Raw genomic sequence first — 17,012 nt, 5'->3', positions numbered from 1 at the left:
CTCAGTGTCCTTCCTTGCCCGGGCCGTTGCCACCTGCGCCGCCCGCGCCGCCTGCGCCGCCGCTGCCGTCGCCACCATGCGTGCCGCCGTTCTCATCGTCGTGGTCGTGCGCGTGGTGCTCTTCGTAGTGCTGGAGCGCAACGTCTGCGTCTTCCTTCTCGCCCGCGAACTTCGCACGGATCACGACGAAGAACATCGGGATCATGAAGATCGCGAGGAACGTGGCGGTCAACATCCCGCCGATCACGCCCGTGCCGATCGCGTGCTGGCTCGCCGAGCCCGCGCCGTTACTGATCGCGAGCGGCAGCACGCCGAGCACGAACGCCATCGACGTCATCAGGATCGGGCGCAGCCGCAGGCGCGATGCTTCGAGCGCCGCCTCGATCGGACCCATCTTGCCTTCAGCCTGGAGATCGCGCGCGAACTCCACGATCAGAATCGCGTTCTTCGCCGACAGACCCACGGTGGTCAGCAGACCCACCTGGAAGAACACGTCGTTTTCCAGACCGCGCAGCGTCACCGCGAGCAGCGCGCCGAGCACGCCGAGCGGCACCACCATGATGACCGCGAACGGAATCGACCAGCTCTCGTACAGCGCCGCGAGACACAGGAACACGACGAGGATCGAGATGCCGTAGAGGATCGGCGCCTGCGAGCCCGACTGGCGTTCCTGGAACGACAGGCCGGTCCATTCGTAGCCGATGCCGGCCGGCAGCTTCGCCGCGATCTTCTCCATGGAGGTCATCGCCTGGCCCGTCGACTTGCCCGGAGCCGCCTGGCCCTGGATTTCCATCGACGAAATACCGTTGAAGCGCTCGAGCTTCGGCGAGCCGAACGTCCACTGCCCCGCGCCGAACGCGCCGAACGGCACCATCCCGCCCGTCGCGTTGCGCACGTACCAGAGGTCCATGTCTTCCGGCGTCATGCGGAACGGCGCGTCAGACTGAACGAACACTTTCTTGATCCGGCCATCGGTATCGAGGAAGTTGTTCACGTATTGCGACGCCCATGCAATCGAGAACGTCTGGTCGATCGCGGCCGCCGTTACGCCGAGCGCCTGCGCCTTTTCGCGGTCCACATTGACCTTGAACTGAGGCGTGTCGTTCAGGCCGTTCGGACGCACGAGCGCGAGCGTCGGGTCCTTCGCAGCCATGCCGAGCAGCATGTTGCGCGCTTCCATCAGCTTGTCGTGGCCAAGGCCGCCGCGATCCTGCAGTTCGAAGTCGAAGCCCGCCGCCGTGCCGAGTTCGGGAATCGACGGCGGATTCACCGGAATCACCATCGCGTCCTTGTACGACGCGTAATGCGCGAACATGCGGCCCACGAGCGCCTGGATCTTCTGATCCGGATGCTGGCGTTGCTTGTAGTCCTTCAGCCGCACGAACACGAGACCCGAGTTCTGGCCGCGGCCCGCGAAGCTGAAGCCGTTCACCGTGAACACCGACTCGACGATGCTCTTCTCGTCGTCGAGCAGGTAATGCTGGATGTTGGCGAGCGTGCGCGCCGTGGTTTCCTGGGTCGAGCCCGAGGGCGTCTGCACGATCACGAACATCGTGCCCTGGTCCTCATCGGGCAGGAACGACTTCGGCAGACGCACGAACAGCATGCCGACCGCGACGATCACGGCGATATAGATGATGAGCCAGCGCCCCGAGCGCTTGATCACGTGGTGCACGCCGCTGTGGTACTTGTCGCGGCTTTTCTCGAAGGTGCGGTTGAACCAGCCGAAGAAGCCCGTCTTCGCTTCGTGATGCCCCTTCGGGATCGGCTTGAGAATCGTCGCGCACAGTGCGGGCGTGAGAATCAGCGCGACGAGCACGGACAGCACCATCGCCGCCACGATCGTCAGCGAGAACTGCCGGTAAATGGCGCCGACCGAACCGCCCGAGAACGCCACCGGCACGAACACCGCCGAGAGCACGAGCGCGACGCCGACCAGCGCGCCGGTAATCTGGCCCATCGCCTTGCGGGTCGCCTCGCGTGGCGGTAGTCCCTCTTCCGCCATCACGCGCTCGACGTTCTCCACGACCACGATCGCGTCGTCCACGAGCAGGCCGATGGCGAGCACGAGGCCGAACATCGATAGCGTGTTGATCGAGAAGCCGACCGCCGCCATGATCGCGAACGTGCCGAGCAGCACGACCGGCACCGCGATGGTCGGAATCAGCGTCGCGCGCAGATTCTGCAGGAACAGGTACATCACGAGGAACACCAGCACGATGCCTTCCAGCAGCGTCTTGATCACTTCCTCGATCGACAGGCGCACGAACGGCGTCGTGTCGTACGGGTACTGCACGACGAGACCATGCGGGAAGTACTTCGACAGGTCGTCGATCTTCTGGCGCACGAGCTTCGCGGTCTGCAGCGCGTTCGCGCCCGTGGCGAGCTGGATGCCGAGACCGGCCGTCGGCGCACCGTTGTACTTCGTGTCGAAGTTATACGTTTCGCCGCCGAGCGAGATGCGCGCCACGTCCTTCAGGCGCACCTGCGAGCCGTCCTGGTTCACCTTCAGCAGGATGTTGCCGAAGTCTTCCGGCGTGCGCAGCAGCGTCGATTCGGTGATGGTTGCCTGGAACGACTGGCCCGCCACCGCCGGCGTGCCGCCGAGCTGGCCGCCCGCGATCTGCACGTTCTGCGCGGCAATCGCACTCGACACGTCGACCGGCGTGAGGCCGTAGTTGGTCAGGCGGGTCGGATCGAGCCAGATGCGCATCGCGTACTGCGAGCCGAACAGTGTGACCGTACCCACGCCGTCGATCCGGCTGATCGGGTCCTGAATGTTCGACGCCACGTAGTTCGCGAGGTCGTACTTCGTCATGCTGCCGTCCTGGGACACGAACGCGAGCACGAGCAGGAAGCTGCTGCTCGACTTCGTGACCTTGATGCCGAGCTGCTGCACCACCTGCGGCAGGATCGGCGTGGCGAGCTGCAGCTTGTTTTGCACCTGCACCTGCGCGATGTCGGGATTGACGCCCGCAGCGAAGGTCAGCGTGATCGTGGCCGTGCCCGAGTCGTCGCTCGTCGAGGAGAGATACAGCAGGTGGTCGAGGCCGCTCATCTGCTGCTCGATCACCTGCGTGACCGTGTCTTCCACCGTCTTCGCGGACGCACCCGGATAGGTCGCGCTGATCTGGATGGACGGCGGCGCAATGGTCGGATATTGCGCCACCGGCAGCGTGAACACCGACGCCACGCCCGCCAGCATCAGGATGATGGCGATCACCCACGCAAAAATCGGGCGATCGATAAAGAACTTTGCCATGAAGCAGGCTCCCTGTTATTGCGCGGCGGACGCAGCGGAAGCGGCGGGTGCAGCGGAAGCCGGTTGTGCGCCCGTTGCGGCGGGTGCGCCGGCGTTCGAGCCCGGCGCCATGTCCGCCGAAGGCGCACCCGGCGCCGGCGGCGGCGGCAGCTGTGCCGCAATCGCCTTCACGCTCGCACCCGGACGCACCTTCTCGGTGCCCTGCACGATCACGCGGTCGCCCGCATTCAGGCCGCCCTGGACGACCCAGTCCTGGCCCTGCGTGCCGCCGGTCTGGATCGGCGTCAGCACGACCTTGTCGTCCTTGCCGACGACGAGCACCGTCGCCTGGCCCTTCTGGTCGTGCTGCACGCCGACCTGCGGCACGAGGAACGCGTTGGCGTTCACGCCTTCGACGATGCGCGCGCGCACGAACATGCCCGGCAGCAGCACGCGGTCGGGGTTATGGAAGATCGCGCGGATCGTCACCGAACCCGTGGTCTGGTCGACCGTGACGTCGGAGAACTGCAGCTTGCCGTCCTCCTTGTAGGTGCGGCCGTCTTCGAGCGTCAGCGTCACCTTGGCGGCGTTCGGGCCGCTCGTCTTCAGACGCCCTTCCTGGATCTCGCGGCGCAGCTTCAGGCCGTCGAGGCTCGACTGCGTGAGATCGACGTACATGGGATCGAGCGTCTGCACGGTGGACATCAGCGTGGCCTGGCTCGCCTGAACGTAAGCGCCCGGCGTGACCTGCGAGATGCCGACCTGGCCCGTGATGGGCGAGACGACGTCGGTATAGCCGAGGTTGATCTGCGCGGTATCGACGGCGGCCTTGCCGGCATCGACATCGGCGTGGGCCTGGCCCTGGGCCGCGACCGCGTTGTCGTAGTCCTGCTTCGACACGGCGTTCGCGGCGACCAGCACCTTGTAGCGCGCGACGAGGGCGTTCTGCGTGGCGAGGTTGGCCTGCGCTTTGGCAAGCGCCGCGCGTGCGTTGTTGAGCGCGGCGACGTACGGCGCCGGATCGATCTTGTAGAGCCGCTGGCCCGCCTTCACGATCGTGCCTTCGGTGAACTCGCGGCGCAGCACGATGCCGTCGACCCGTGCGCGCACTTGCGCGACGAGGAAGGCGTTGGTGCGGCCCGGCAATTCGCTGACGACCTGCACGGCGCTCGGCTGGACCGTGACCACGCCCACTTCGGGTGTTTGCGGCGGAGGCGCCGACTGCTTTTGCCCGCACGCTGCAAGCACGATGGCAGCCGTCGCGATACTGATTAGGCGGAATGGAACCCGTTCGACGCGCATGGAACGACCTCTGTCTATTACTGACGAAAAAAGCATGCTGCGCCCCGCTCGAGGCAGGACGGCGACGCACGCCAGCATCTGGCAATACTTGACGGATACCCCTGACTGCTTTCAAATGCAGCGCCGGTTACCGCCCCCATCCGGACTCCAAAGCGGGGCTGTACAGCGCCGATGCCGACATGACGGCATCGCGCGTCGGGATCTTCACGGCCACCTGAACCAGTGACGGATATTAACCGGACATCACCACTCGAGGCACAGGGATGGTGGGCTGCTATTATAGATACATTCGCGAATGCATGTAAAAAGCGAACATTCCTCGCCTGGGGCAAGCGTCAACGCGATTTGCTTACTACACTCGCTTTGTGTGGTCGAAGTCAGCTCGCGAACGTTAAAAGTCGCCCGATTCGCTCTTCCTGCAATCCATTGAAAGAACGCTGAAACATGGTCCGACGCACGAAAGAGGAAGCGCTGGAGACGCGTAGCCGGATCCTCGACGCTGCCGAGCAGGTCTTTTTCGAGAAGGGTGTCTCGCGCACGTCTCTTGCCGAAATCGCCCAGGCTGCGGGCGTCACGCGCGGCGCGATCTACTGGCACTTCACGAACAAGGGCGACGTCTTCACGGCGATGTTCGACCGCGTGGTGCTGCCGCTCGACGAGCTGAAGGCGGCCACGACCGATCCCTCCGAGCCCGATCCGCTCGGGCGCATCCGCGACCTGTGCGTGCTGTGTCTGCGCGACACGGCAACCGACGCGCGCCGCCGCCGCGTGTTCGAAATCCTGTTTCTGAAATGCGAGTTCGTGGAAGAAATGGGGCCCGTGATGGCGCGACATCAGTCGACCATGCGCGAGGGGCTGGAGCGGATCCGGGAAGGGCTGCGCAATGCGATGTCGAAGGGTCAGCTGCCGGCCGACCTCGACGCCGAGCGCGCGGCGCGCGTGCTGCACTCGTTCATCACGGGCGCGCTGCGCGACATGGCGGTCCTGCCCGATATCTTCGATGTCGCGACGAACGCCGGCCGGCATGTCGACGCGATGCTCGACACACTGCGCTACAGCCCGGCATTGCGAACCGGAACACCTGCGAAGAAAGAACCCACCTGAACGGTTTGGCCGTAGAACGGAGAAGCACGGCGGGGCGCGTACGCCCCGCCGCTTTTGCAACCGTCTTCAGCCGCCCGTGAAGCGCCGCGCCACATAGAGCAGCAGCGCGACGAAGAAAATCAGCGCGGCCCACGCCCACGTCGGCATAGCGTGCGGCGCGCTCTCATGGTGCAGCGTGCTCGCCGCGCGGCCGCTCAGCGTGCCGCCGTATTGCTGCGGCAGCAAACGCGCGCGCCGCGCAACGCCCGCAAGGCTGATCGGCCGCAGGAATACGTGCGTGCGGCGCGGCCCCTGCCCCGCCACGCGATTCGGTCCCGTGCCGTGCTTCGCTTCGACGACAGCGCAGAATTCGGTGAAGAAATCGTCGGCGACTTCGTGCAGCGCGTTTTCCAGCTGGCGCGCCGGCAACTCGGCCAGCGGGCCGGTGAGCGTCGCCCACACCGAATAGTCGATGCGCGTGCTCGTACCCTTGCAGATGCCCGCCGGGCCGCCCGGCTCATCGTCGGCGCGCAGGGCCACGTCGATCTGGCCGCGCAGCGAGCCGACGCCGTCGGCGCGCGCACGAAAGCTCAGTACGCGGCGCGGCGTGAGCGGAACCTGGGAGGCGTCGGCTGCGAGGTGAGCGCGCACTTCGTAACGCGCGCGCAACGGCCCGAGCGGCACGGTGAGCGTCAAGGCGTACTCGCCCGGCCCGAGACGCCGCAACGATTCACAGTGCTCCATGCTCGCTCGCACGAGCGCGCTGTCCTGCAGCGCCTCCCAGACGACAGATGGCGCAAGCGGAATGCGTAAGGCGTCGTTCAGTTCCATGGCGGCTCCCACGATAGCGCCCGGTAGCTCGTCCCGGTCAGGATGTCTGATCGATCCGGTCTACGCGCGAAGCGTAAAACGCCACAAAGTTCTTGATGCCTGCGACGCCGGCGAGCGGCGCCTCGTAGCTCCACGCAACATCTTCGACACGCGTGTCCTCCGTGCGCAGATGAAAATACGACGCCTCGCCCTTGTACGGGCAACGCGTCGTATGCGTGGAACGTTCCAGTCGCGCCATGTTCACGTCGGCGCGCGGGAAATAGAAAACATCCGGGTAACCGGTTTCGGAGAGCGTCAGTGCCGAGAGCGTGTCGGCAATGGTGATGCCGCCGTGAATCACGCGCACGCGATGACGGTTGGCGACGATATCGATGCGATGTTCGGCGTCTGGATTGACCGCCATATCCGGCTCCCTGAATGGTCGCGGCAGTGCCCGCCTACGCTGTGCACGGCCTGAGGGCCTACGCCGCGCCTGTGTTCGTCCGCGGCGCCCCGCTCTTGCTCTTACTCTTGCTTTCGGCCCCGCTCCTGCTTTTGGTCCTGAGCGGGTCGCGGCGCGCGCCGCGACCCGCTCATGGCTTCATTATCGGCGAAACTTCGCCGCCTTGTATGAACTTCGATGCGGAGCGTGCGGGCCCGCACGCCCCGCCCAGCGGGGCTGCCGGGTATTCACCAGGTGAACGAGGCACGCGCGGTGCCGCTCGAACCGACCGTAACCGCGCTCGTTTTCGCGACGCCCGAGTAGCTCGCGTGGACCGAATACCGGCCCGGCGGCACCTTCACGAGCATGTACGGCCCGAGCGACGTGGTGTCGAGCACGTTCGTGCCGTGTGCGTCCGCGATCTTCACGTGGATGTCGGCGAGATAGTTGCCGCCGGTGCCGGTGAAGCGCAGTGACAGCGGCCAGCGGCGCGCGGCCTGCCGCAGCGCCATCGACTCGTCCTGACCGACGCCGCCCGATACGTACGAGACCGCGCCCTGTTGCTGGATTTGCGGCATGCCGGTGCCGTTGGCGTTGCCCGCGCTCGTGTTGTCGGTGGTCGAGCCGCCGACAGTGCCTCCCGTACTGTTTTGCTGCGCCGCCGCCGTGCCCGCGATGCCGAGCGCGACCGCCGCCAGCAGCGCCGAAGCCGCCGAAGCGATTTGGCGCGAATTCCGGAACGTCTTCATCGTGCCACTCCTTACACATCCACTACGACGAACAGACGAGCAATTCGCGTGCCTGGTGCGCGAAGCGAGCGGACGCCGCATACGACACTGCCGCCGGGCCAGAGGCCAACGGCGGCAGCGAATAACGACGGCAAGTGAGCGGCCCGGCGCGCGGCCGGACCCTAACAGACGCTAAAGAACCCTACGGCGCAGGATCAGCCGGAATCAGCCAAGGTCGACCGGCACGAAGATCTGCGCATTGTCGCGCTGGATCAGCAGCGCAATGCTCTTGCCCGCATGCGTGATCATGTCCTTGAGCTGCTCGGCGCTCGTCACCGCGCGGCCGTTCACGGCGAGGATCACGTCGCCCGGCTGGATGCCCGCGTTCTCGGCCGCGCCGCCCGCCTGTTCGACGATCACGCCGTGATCGACCGACGCGTTGCTCTTCTCGTCCGGCGTGAGCGAGCGCACCGCGACGCCGAGGCGGCCCTGCATCTGCGCGTTGTGCGTATCGGCCGAGGCAACCTTCGTATCGGTGAGCGCACCGATCGTCGCGCTCACGGTCTTCGTCGACTTGTCGCGCCACAGCTGAATGTCGGCCTTCGTGCCCGGCTTCATCGAGGCGATCAGCGCCGGCAGATCGGTGGAATCGTCCACGTGCTGGCCGTTCACCGACAGGATCACGTCGCCGGGCTTCAGGCCCGCCTTCGCCGCGGGACCACCCGCGTCGACCGAGCTCACGAGCGCGCCGTGCGGCTTGTCCATGCCGAACGAATCGGCGAGCGTCTGGTTCACCGACTGCACCGCCACGCCGAGGCGGCCGCGGCTCACGTGGCCCGTCTTGACGAGGTCGTCCTTGACCTTCATGGCCTCATCGATCGGAATGGCGAACGACAGGCCCTGGAAGCCGCCCGTCTGCGAGTAGATCATCGAGTTGATGCCGATCACTTCGCCCTGCAGATTGAACAGCGGTCCGCCCGAGTTGCCCGGATTCACCGGCACGTCGGTCTGGATGAACGGCGTGTAGTTCTCCTCCGGCAGCGAGCGCGACTTCGCGCTGATGATGCCCGAGGTCACGGTGTTGTCGAAGCCGTACGGCGAGCCGATCGCCACGACCCACTGGCCGACCTTGCTCTGGTGCGGATCGCCGATCTTCACGGTCGGCAGGCTCTTCGCGTCGATCTTCAGCACCGCGACGTCCGACTGCTTGTCCGCGCCGACGACCTTCGCCTTGAACTCGCGCTTGTCGGTGAGCTTCACCGTCACGACGTTCGCACCGTCGACGACGTGCGCGTTCGTGAGGATGTAGCCGTCCGAGCTGATGATGAAGCCCGAACCGAGGCTCGCGCTCGGCGTGTCGGACTCGCCGCCGCTGCCGTCGCCCGCGCCCGGGTGGTTGCCGTAGAAGTGCTTGAAGAACTGGTAGAACGGATCGTTCGGATCGATCGGCAGTTGCTGCGCGCGGCCGTGCATCGAGGTCTCTTTGACCATGTGCTTGGCGCTGATGTTGACGACTGCGGGCCCGAAGGTCTCGACGAGGCCGGAGAAATCGGGAACGCCGGTTTTGGCGGCGGCTTCCGCGGGCATCAGCGCCGCGGCCTGAGCCGACGAAACCAGGTTCGGGGTCGGAACGTCATGGCGTCCGGCTACATAGCCCGCCGACAACGCGGCGGCTACGGCAATCGCCACGGCACTGCGAGTTAAGACTTTTGCGTTCATTGCGGACTCCTTGAAGCGGGGACGTGTTGTGCGTGTTATGACGGAACAAAGACTACGTGGCGTCACTTAAAGGAGTCTTAATCCGGCGACCCCCATGCAAAAAGTGCGCCGCGGGGTTCAGAAACGCACGTCGACCTGAAGACCGCCCGCCGGCGAATCGCCGAGCGTGATCGTCGCGTTGTGCTGATCCGCGATGCGGCGCACGATCGCGAGCCCGAGGCCGGTGCCGGAAACGTCCGTGCGCGCCCGCGAAGCGCCCCCGCCGACGCGGTAGAAACGGTCGAACACGCGCGCGCGCTCGGCGACCGGAATGCCCGGCCCGCTATCGGCGATGCGCACGAGCGGATGGCCGCCGTCGAGGCGCAGCGCCACGTCGACGCGCCCGCCTTCCGGCGTGTATTTCGTGGCGTTGTCGAGCAGGTTGTTGAGCATCACGCGCAGCGCGTCGGCGTCGCCGTGCACGGTTGCATCGGTGCTCTGCTCGATGCCGAGATCGACGCCGCGCTGCTGCGCAACAGTCGCGCGCGACGCCACGCAATCTTCGAGCAGCACGCGCAGATCGACGTCGTGCGCGCACACATGACCGTCCGGTTCGGAGCGCGCGAGCGCGAGCAGCTGTTCGGCAAGCCGCGTCGCGCGCGTCACGCCCGCCTGCAGATCGTCGAGCGCTTCGCGGCGCGTCTCGTCGTCCTTTGCGCGCGCAACCAGTTGCGCCTGGATCTGCACCGCGGCGAGCGGCGTGCGCAGTTCGTGCGCGGCATCGGCGACGAAGGCCTTTTGCGTGTCGCGCGCCTGCGCGAGACGGTTGAGCAGCGCATTCAGCGCGCGCACGAGCGGCGTGACTTCGCGCGGCAGCCGTTGCTCGGGCAACGGATCGAGCGCTTCGGGATGGCGCGTATCGAGCGCATTCGTGACGCGCGCGAGCGGCTTGAGCCCGCGGCCCACCACGAGCCAGACGGCAAGTCCCAGAAACGGCAGCAGCACGATCAGCGGCCACAGCGTGCGCAGCGCGACGTTCGCCGCGAGACGGTTGCGCACGGAGACGGGTTGCGCGAGCTGCACGAAGTTGTCGCCGACGATCGCGCCATACACGCGCCAGTCGCCGCGATCGGTGCGCTCGGTCGAGAAGCCGAGTTCGGTGCGCGGCGCGAGCGGCACGCGCGGGTGCGAGTAATACATCAGCACGCCGTTGCGGTTCCAGATCTGCAAGACGATGCCCTCGTTGCCGGTGTCGCGCGAGCTGAGAATCTCGCTGAACGGCTCGGAGGGCAATGCGTCGGCAATTTCCTGCAACTGGTAGTCGAACAGTTCGTTGGCTTCGGCCAGCGCCTGGCGATAGATCAGCCAGCCCGCCAGCACGACACCCGCGACGACGATCGCGAGCAGCCAGAAAAGCAGTTGTTTCCGGATAGAACTCATCGGCGCGTCACGCTTCCTTCGCGATCATGTAACCGAGTCCGCGCACGTTGCGGATCAGGTCGGCGCCGAGCTTCTTGCGCAGAGCGTGGATATAGACTTCGACCGTGTTGCTGCCGATCTCCTCGCCCCACCCGTACATCTTTTCCTCGAGCTGGTTCTTCGAGAGCACCGCGCCCGGGCGTGCGAGCAGCGCTTCGAGCAGCGCGAATTCGCGCGCCGAAAGCGCAATCGGCACGCCGTCCTGGGTCACCTGGTGCGACGCCGGATCGAGCGTGATCGTGCCGTAGCGGATCATCGACTCGCTGCGGCCCGACTGGCGGCGGATCAGCGCGCGCATGCGCGCGCCGAGTTCGTCGAGATCGAAGGGCTTGATGAGATAGTCGTCGGCGCCGGCGTCGAGGCCCTTCACGCGGTCGGCAACCGCATCGCGCGCCGTGAGGATCAGCACCGGGAGTGCCAGGCCGCGCGCGCGCAGCGTGCGCAGCACGTCGAGCCCGTCCTTTCTCGGCAGGCCCAGATCGAGCAGCAGCAGATCGTAAGATTCGCCGGTCACGGCGGTGATGGCGGCGTCGCCGTCCTCGACCCAGTCGACCGCGAAGCCGTCGCCGCGCAGCGCTTTACGCACGCCCTCGGCGATCATGCGGTCATCTTCGACAAGCAGTATTCGCATCGTAATGAATTGGCAAAGAGGCGCTGCGTGACGGTGGAGCGGGCGCCGGATTGGGGCAGATGGGTCCATTCTAGCGCCCCCGGCCCCCGCTCCACCGTCGTGCCGTCCCCGCGCCACCGCCGCGCCACCGTCACGCCGGTCGGCTTTCGCGCACGCACCAGGGTTTTTGTCGCCGCTCGATGCGCGCGCGCCGCACGAGGTCTTTACAATTGTCGCTTTTGCGGCGCGCGGCGCTGCGATGCGCGCCCGGCTTGCACGATGCGCATCACGTCACGCGGTGCGCGGCACACAAGATTCGCGCGTGCGCGCGGCCAGGCGTTGGCAACCGATCGTGCCCATCGCCTGCCGCGCGCCCTTTGCACGGCCCGTATTCATCCGACGCTCCACATGCTCCCTGCTTCGCTGTCCCGCCTTCGCACCCTGTTGCATCCCGTGTTGCGTCCCGTCACGCCGCGCGCCGCGCGCATGACAGGCGCGCCGTCCGCTACACGCGTAGCCGCACCTGTGCGCGCCGTGTTCGCCCTGCGCCTTGCCTGCGCCGCACTGGCCGCGGCGAGCCTCGGCATGCCCGCCGCGCAGGCGCAGCCGGAAGGCGCGCGCCTGCCTTCGGTCAACGTGAGCACCGTGCTGCCGCCCTCCGTGATGGCGGGCCTCGAGCGCGCGCACGTGCCGCTCTCGGCGGTGAGCGTGGTGATCGAAAAGATCGGCGACCGCCAGCCGAGCGTGGCCGTCAACGCGGGCCAGCCGATGATGCCCGCCTCGACGATGAAGATCGTCACGACGTGGACCGGCCTCGCGATGCTCGGCGCCGACTACCGCTGGCACACGAGCGCGTTCACCGATGGCGAGGTCGACGCGAACGGCACGTTGCACGGCAATCTCTACATCAAGGGCACGGGAGACCCGAAACTCGTCCCCGAAGAGCTGATCGATCTCGCGCAGAAGATCCGCGCCGCGGGCATCGCGCATATCGACGGCGCGCTCGTGCTCGACAAGAGCGAGTTCGACGCTTCGACGCGCGACCTGCCGCCGTTCGACGACGACGTCGAGGCTCCCTACAACGTCGGCCCCGATCCGCTGATGTACGCGTTCAAATCGGTATCGTTCACGTACTCGCCGTCGCCCGATGGCGTCTCGATCAGCATCGTGCCGCCAGTCGCGCAATGGCAGATCGACAACCACATCCGCGAGCACGGCGGCAAATGCGCCGGCATGATGCCGTCGCCGCAGATCGCACCGGGTGCGAACGGCACCGTGACCGCGAGCTTCGACGGCGGCTACGCCGCGCGCTGTGGCGAGCGCACGCTCAACATGGCCGCGCCGGTCGATCACACCACGTTCTTCACCGACGGCTTCCTCGCGCTGTGGCAACAGGCAGGCGGCACCTTCAGCGGCACCGTGCGCGAAGGCGTCGTGCCGCCGGGCGCGCGCCTCATCGCGGTCCATCAGAGCCCGCCGCTCGCCGACGTCGTGCACGACATCAACAAGTTCAGCAACAACGTGATGGCGCGCAACCTGTTTCTCACGCTCGGCGCCGTAGAAGGCAAGGCGCCCTCGACCACGACGAAAGCTGCCGCCGCCGTCAAGGCGTTCCTGCGCAAGAGCGGCGTCTACGCGCCCGAACTCGCGCTCGAAAACGGCTGCGGCCTCTCGCGCGACGAGCACATCAGCGCGCTTTCGCTCGCGTCGCTGCTGCAGGCCGCGAACGCGAGCCCGGTCGCGCAGCCGTTCGTCGATTCGCTGCCGATCGCGGGCGTCGACGGGACGATGCGCCACCGCCTCACCAATACGCCTGTGGACGGCAACGCGCACATCAAGACCGGCACGCTGCGCGACGTGCGCGCGATCGCGGGCTACGTTGCGGCACAGACGGGCGAAACGTGGATCGTCGTGAGTCTTATCAACGACCCGCATGCGGCAGGCGCGCGCGAAGCGCACGATGCGCTGCTCGAATGGGTCTACAAGGGCATGCCCGAAGAGGCGCCGATGTACGTGCAGCGCCATCCGAAGCGGGCGGCGAAGCATGTCGTCCGCAAGAAAGCCCAGCGCCGCGGCGCGCATTGACGCGGCCTCGTTCAGCACGCGTCGCACGAAAAAAAACGCTTCGCGAGAGCCGTCCAGATTGCTGACAAACGCCCGTTATCGACCGGAGGGGTTGTCAGCAATCTGCGCCCCAAAAAACAAACCCCATGTTCCGAAAAACATGGGGTTCGTCAGCAATCCGGGCGCGCCGAAGCGCCCCACCTTTACGACATCCGTTCCCAGATTTTGTACACCTCGTCGCCGTTACGCTTACCGACCACAAGCACATCGACGGTTTCGCCCTCGATGGCATAAATGACGCGGTATTCGCCTGCGTCCACACGCCGCTCGCCTCGGGTCGCCCCCTTCATCGGCTGACTGTCGTGGGGTTCCGGGTTCTTCAGAAGCCCGAGGATTGCGGAAACGACCTGTCGATACTGCTTTGCATCAAGGCTTTGGCAGGCTTTCTGCGCCTGCTTCGTCATCTTTAGATTCATTTCCTGAGTTCCGGGCATCACGCAGGAACGCCGCAACCTCGTCGTCGCTCGCATAACCTTCCTCGCGGGCGGCCTCGGCCTGGATAAGCCACAACTTATCCTCAAGCTCCTGGACGCGATTGCGCAGGTTATCGAAGTCGCGCCTCGATACCACGTACGCCGTGAGCCTGTCGTGGCGAGTAATACCCACGGGGTGGCCCAACGCCTCGTCCAGGACCTCGCCGAAACGGGTCTTGGCGTCCCTCGCGGTGAAAGTTACGAGGGTATTGCTGTTCATCGCGTTCTCCGCCGGGGCTTCAGTGTGACGTTGCACCCGGTTTCTTCATCAAGTTTGGATTCAGTGAATTCGCTGTTTTTCGATTCGGTCTCTATTTTCGGTCGATTAGTCCGCGTGTCTCTGTCTGCCAATGTTCAGGGTGTTCGCTGCACTCGAAGGCGCAACGAGGCCCATTGTAGGCACTATGATCAAAATGTGCAAATTGAGTCAAAATGACCATTTTGACCACTTTTGCACGTACCCCAACCAATACAGGACGTAGGCGACCACGCCAGGGGCGGCAATGACGACCAGGCTCCGCGCGCCGGTCGGGTTGTTTTGAAGGGTCACGCAGAACCCATCAGGCGTCACGACATCGCGTCGTCAAACCTTGGCGGCTCGCCAGAATGCAAAAACCCCACGCTCAGAAAAACGTGGGGTTCGTCAGCAGACTGGACGGTTCGCGAGAACCGTTTTTTTGCATGCGTGTGTACAGCTGATGTCCGGCTATCGAGCCCGCTATTCCTGCACTTATTCCCGCACTTACTCCTGCGCTTCGAACGCCGCCGCCGCCCTTCCGAGCCGGTCGTTCACGGCGATCCAGTCGAGCGTTTCAGGCAGTTTTTCGATCAGGATGCGCGTGACGTTCGCACGATCGAGCGCCCGTAGCAAGCCATAGAGTTCGCGTGCGTACAACTGCGGATCTTCCGGCGCGGCGACGAAGTGCACGCCGGGCGCGCTCGCCCATGCGTGTGCGCGCGATGCGCGGGCCACGAGCGCCACGGTCTCGCCGTTCTCGCGCGCCGCACTCAGCAGCGGCTCCAAAGCCTCGAACGGCAGCAGCGCGAGCGGCGTGCGCGGCGCGTAGTGGGCCTTTAGCGTCCCCGAGGCACGCGGCGCCGTGGCATCCGATCCGTCGGGCAGACGCGGCGCCTCGCCGAGTACCCGCGCGATATCGTGCGGCGTGATGTGGCCCGGGCGCAGCAGCGCCGGGAAGCCGCGCGAGAGATCGAGAATCGTCGATTCGATGCCCACGTCGCTCGCCCCGCCGTCGAGCACATGCACGGCCGCGCCGAATTCGTCGCGCACGTGCTGCGCGGTGGTCGGGCTCACATGGCCGAAGCGGTTCGCCGACGGCGCCGCAACACCGCCATGGCCGCCGCGGCGCGCCGAAAACGCCGCGAGCAGTTTCTGCGCAACCGGATGCGACGGACAGCGCAAACCGACCGAATCCTGACCGCCGCTCACGGCATCGGGAATGCGCGGGTGGCGCTTGACGATCAGCGTGAGCGGGCCGGGCCAGAACGCGGCGACGAGCTTGCGCGCCGGCTCCGGCCACTCGGCGGCCCAATACTCGGGATCGGCGCCGGGCGGCAGATGCACGATTACCGGATGGTTCGCGGGCCGCCCTTTGGCCGCGTAGATGCGCGCGACGGCGTCGGGGTTCGCCGCGTCGCCGCCGAGGCCGTAGACGGTCTCGGTCGGGAAAGCGACAAGCTCGCCCGCATCGAGCAGCGCGGCGGCGTGCTCGATTTCGGCATCGGTGGGATACAGCTGACCGGTCATGACGTCGTGCAACCTCAGCTCGTGGCGATATGCAGCAAACGCGCGCAGTCGCGCGCAGCCACGCGCGCTTCGTCGAGCGTCGGCGCCGTGAAGTTCACATGGCCCATCTTACGGCCTGGACGCGCATCTTCCTTGCCGTACAGATGCAGACGCGCAGCCGGCATGGCCGCCACCTGGTCCCACGGCGGCGTGACGGGCACGGCGCCTTTCTGCGCGCGCGCGCCACCTGCCCCTCCCGCACCGCTTCCACCGGCGGCGAACCACACATCGCCGAGGATGTTGAGCATCACGGCCGGCGAGTGTTGACGCGTGTCGCCGAGCGGCATGCCCGTCATCGCGCGCACCTGCTGCTCGAACTGGCTCGTGGCGCACGCATCGACCGTGTAGTGACCCGAGTTGTGCGGACGCGGCGCCATTTCGTTGGCGACGATCGAGCCGTCTTCGAGGATAAAGAATTCCACGCACAGCACGCCCACGTAGCCGAGCTTCTCCGCGATCTGCAGCGCCGCCTGCTGCGCCTGCTCGACGAGCGCGGCGCTCGCGTCGGGCGCGGGCACGATCGTATGCGACAGCACGCCGTTGCGGTGTGTGTTCTGCGCGAGCGGATAGACGGCGCTCGCGCCGCTCGTGCCGCGCGCGATCAGCGCCGAGACCTCGAATTTCAGCGGCAGACGCTTTTCCAGCACGCACGGCACGCCGCCGAGCGCGGCATGCGCCTCGCGCACCTCCTCGGCGTTGCCCACGCGCACCTGGCCCTTGCCGTCGTAGCCGAGCCGCGCGGTCTTGAGAATGCCCGGCAGCACGGCGGCGAGCGTGGCGTCGTCGATGGCGGCGAGCGCCTGCGACGATTCGATCACCACGTGCGGCGCGACCGGCACGCCCGCGGCGGCGATAAAGCGTTTTTCGGCGATGCGGTCCTGCGCAACGGCCACGCAGCTACCGGAGGGACTCACGAAGGTCGATTTGGCGAGTGCGTCGAGGCTCGCGGCAGGCACGTTCTCGAATTCGGTCGAGATGGCGGCGCACAGGCGCGAAAGTTCGGTCAGCGCGGCTTCGTCCTCGTAGGCGGCGCGCAGATGGCGGTCGGCGACCATACCGGCCGGGCTCGCCGGATCCGGATCGAGCACGGCGACGCGGTAGCCCATCGCCTGGGCGGCAAAGCAGAACATGCGGCCGAGCTGGCCGCCACCCACCATGCCAAGCCAGGCGCCGGGCAGGATCGGTGAAACCGGAGTGTTGTCAGGGGTCATCTCAGTG

Annotated in this window: 14 protein-coding genes; 2 read left to right on the top strand and 12 right to left on the bottom strand. The window is 66.3% G+C overall.

Annotated elements, in window-relative coordinates:
- Position 1: 1 nt before the first annotated feature.
- Together Q0L30_RS16910 and Q0L30_RS16905 are read right to left on the bottom strand one after the other, a co-directional pair.
- A complete protein-coding gene (locus tag Q0L30_RS16910) occupies positions 2 to 3,262 on the bottom strand; it encodes an efflux RND transporter permease subunit (RefSeq protein WP_296658649.1) in 3,261 nt (1,086 codons plus the stop codon).
- 15 nt (positions 3,263 to 3,277) lie between these two features.
- Positions 3,278 to 4,543, bottom strand: a complete 1,266-nt coding sequence (locus Q0L30_RS16905; RefSeq protein ID WP_296658647.1) for an efflux RND transporter periplasmic adaptor subunit — start codon at positions 4,541 to 4,543, stop codon at positions 3,278 to 3,280.
- A gap of 444 nt (positions 4,544 to 4,987) precedes the next feature.
- Here Q0L30_RS16905 and Q0L30_RS16900 point away from each other — a divergent pair, with 444 nt between their 5' ends.
- Positions 4,988 to 5,647 (top strand): TetR family transcriptional regulator, encoded by a 660-nt coding sequence (locus tag Q0L30_RS16900; protein ID WP_296658643.1) that lies wholly within the window; start codon positions 4,988 to 4,990, stop codon positions 5,645 to 5,647.
- A 66-nt stretch (positions 5,648 to 5,713) separates the two neighbouring features.
- Here the strand turns inward: Q0L30_RS16900 and Q0L30_RS16895 are convergent, their stop codons facing one another.
- The 6 genes from Q0L30_RS16895 to Q0L30_RS16870 form a co-directional block, all read right to left on the bottom strand.
- Positions 5,714 to 6,457 carry an SRPBCC domain-containing protein gene (locus tag Q0L30_RS16895; RefSeq protein WP_296658641.1) on the bottom strand — a complete coding sequence of 248 codons (744 nt, stop codon included), beginning with the start codon at positions 6,455 to 6,457 and terminating at the stop codon, positions 5,714 to 5,716.
- A 37-nt stretch (positions 6,458 to 6,494) separates the two neighbouring features.
- A complete protein-coding gene (locus Q0L30_RS16890) occupies positions 6,495 to 6,860 on the bottom strand; it encodes a DUF427 domain-containing protein (RefSeq protein ID WP_296658638.1) in 366 nt (121 codons plus the stop codon).
- A gap of 266 nt (positions 6,861 to 7,126) precedes the next feature.
- Positions 7,127 to 7,627 (bottom strand): carboxypeptidase regulatory-like domain-containing protein, encoded by a 501-nt coding sequence (locus Q0L30_RS16885; protein WP_296658635.1) that lies wholly within the window; start codon positions 7,625 to 7,627, stop codon positions 7,127 to 7,129.
- A gap of 204 nt (positions 7,628 to 7,831) precedes the next feature.
- A complete protein-coding gene (locus tag Q0L30_RS16880) occupies positions 7,832 to 9,325 on the bottom strand; it encodes a DegQ family serine endoprotease (protein WP_296658634.1) in 1,494 nt (497 codons plus the stop codon).
- 117 nt (positions 9,326 to 9,442) lie between these two features.
- On the bottom strand, positions 9,443 to 10,744 hold the full coding sequence (locus Q0L30_RS16875) for an ATP-binding protein (protein ID WP_296658632.1): 1,302 nt from the start codon (positions 10,742 to 10,744) through the stop codon (positions 9,443 to 9,445).
- Between the two features lie 7 nt (positions 10,745 to 10,751).
- The gene (locus tag Q0L30_RS16870; protein WP_296658630.1) at positions 10,752 to 11,414 is read right to left on the bottom strand and encodes a response regulator; all 663 of its coding nucleotides are present in this window, start codon (positions 11,412 to 11,414) and stop codon (positions 10,752 to 10,754) included.
- 465 nt (positions 11,415 to 11,879) lie between these two features.
- Here Q0L30_RS16870 and dacB point away from each other — a divergent pair, with 465 nt between their 5' ends.
- Entirely contained in the window at positions 11,880 to 13,478 is a 1,599-nt protein-coding gene (gene dacB, locus Q0L30_RS16865) for a D-alanyl-D-alanine carboxypeptidase/D-alanyl-D-alanine-endopeptidase (protein WP_296658991.1), read from the top strand.
- A 182-nt stretch (positions 13,479 to 13,660) separates the two neighbouring features.
- Here the strand turns inward: dacB and Q0L30_RS16860 are convergent, their stop codons facing one another.
- The 4 genes from Q0L30_RS16860 to Q0L30_RS16845 all read right to left on the bottom strand — a co-directional run bounded on the left by Q0L30_RS16860 (position 13,661) and on the right by Q0L30_RS16845 (position 17,005).
- Positions 13,661 to 13,921: a type II toxin-antitoxin system RelE/ParE family toxin gene (locus Q0L30_RS16860; protein ID WP_296658625.1), complete on the bottom strand. Its 261-nt coding sequence runs from the start codon at positions 13,919 to 13,921 to the stop codon at positions 13,661 to 13,663.
- Positions 13,884 to 14,210, bottom strand: coding sequence for a type II toxin-antitoxin system prevent-host-death family antitoxin (locus Q0L30_RS16855; RefSeq protein WP_296658622.1), 327 nt, complete (start codon positions 14,208 to 14,210; stop codon positions 13,884 to 13,886). Before Q0L30_RS16855 ends, Q0L30_RS16860 begins: the two co-directional genes overlap by 38 nt.
- Before the next feature lie 522 nt (positions 14,211 to 14,732).
- On the bottom strand, positions 14,733 to 15,755 hold the full coding sequence (locus Q0L30_RS16850; protein ID WP_296658619.1) for an L-threonylcarbamoyladenylate synthase: 1,023 nt from the start codon (positions 15,753 to 15,755) through the stop codon (positions 14,733 to 14,735).
- A 14-nt stretch (positions 15,756 to 15,769) separates the two neighbouring features.
- A complete protein-coding gene (locus Q0L30_RS16845) occupies positions 15,770 to 17,005 on the bottom strand; it encodes a 5-(carboxyamino)imidazole ribonucleotide synthase (RefSeq protein ID WP_296658616.1) in 1,236 nt (411 codons plus the stop codon).
- Positions 17,006 to 17,012 lie beyond the last annotated feature (7 nt).

It is taken from the genome of Paraburkholderia sp., from assembly GCF_024281035.1.
Taxonomy (GTDB): Bacteria; Pseudomonadota; Gammaproteobacteria; order Burkholderiales; family Burkholderiaceae; genus Paraburkholderia.
This window is presented reverse-complemented; position numbering and strand designations above follow the sequence as displayed.

What these genes read in the sequence shown, in the direction of transcription:
- Q0L30_RS16910 (WP_296658649.1), bottom strand. Translation starts at nt 3,262, where the DNA reads ATGGCAAAGTTCTTTATCGATCGCCCGATTTTTGCGTGGGTGATCGCC.
- Q0L30_RS16860 (WP_296658625.1), bottom strand. Translation starts at nt 13,921, where the DNA reads ATGACGAAGCAGGCGCAGAAAGCCTGCCAAAGCCTTGATGCAAAGCAG.
- Q0L30_RS16880 (WP_296658634.1), bottom strand. Translation starts at nt 9,325, where the DNA reads ATGAACGCAAAAGTCTTAACTCGCAGTGCCGTGGCGATTGCCGTAGCC.
- Q0L30_RS16895 (WP_296658641.1), bottom strand. Translation starts at nt 6,457, where the DNA reads ATGGAACTGAACGACGCCTTACGCATTCCGCTTGCGCCATCTGTCGTC.
- dacB (WP_296658991.1), top strand. Translation starts at nt 11,880, where the DNA reads ATGACAGGCGCGCCGTCCGCTACACGCGTAGCCGCACCTGTGCGCGCC.
- Q0L30_RS16875 (WP_296658632.1), bottom strand. Translation starts at nt 10,744, where the DNA reads ATGAGTTCTATCCGGAAACAACTGCTTTTCTGGCTGCTCGCGATCGTC.
- Q0L30_RS16870 (WP_296658630.1), bottom strand. Translation starts at nt 11,414, where the DNA reads ATGCGAATACTGCTTGTCGAAGATGACCGCATGATCGCCGAGGGCGTG.
- Q0L30_RS16905 (WP_296658647.1), bottom strand. Translation starts at nt 4,543, where the DNA reads ATGCGCGTCGAACGGGTTCCATTCCGCCTAATCAGTATCGCGACGGCT.
- Q0L30_RS16885 (WP_296658635.1), bottom strand. Translation starts at nt 7,627, where the DNA reads ATGAAGACGTTCCGGAATTCGCGCCAAATCGCTTCGGCGGCTTCGGCG.
- Q0L30_RS16890 (WP_296658638.1), bottom strand. Translation starts at nt 6,860, where the DNA reads ATGGCGGTCAATCCAGACGCCGAACATCGCATCGATATCGTCGCCAAC.
- Q0L30_RS16855 (WP_296658622.1), bottom strand. Translation starts at nt 14,210, where the DNA reads ATGAACAGCAATACCCTCGTAACTTTCACCGCGAGGGACGCCAAGACC.
- Q0L30_RS16845 (WP_296658616.1), bottom strand. Translation starts at nt 17,005, where the DNA reads ATGACCCCTGACAACACTCCGGTTTCACCGATCCTGCCCGGCGCCTGG.
- Q0L30_RS16900 (WP_296658643.1), top strand. Translation starts at nt 4,988, where the DNA reads ATGGTCCGACGCACGAAAGAGGAAGCGCTGGAGACGCGTAGCCGGATC.
- Q0L30_RS16850 (WP_296658619.1), bottom strand. Translation starts at nt 15,755, where the DNA reads ATGACCGGTCAGCTGTATCCCACCGATGCCGAAATCGAGCACGCCGCC.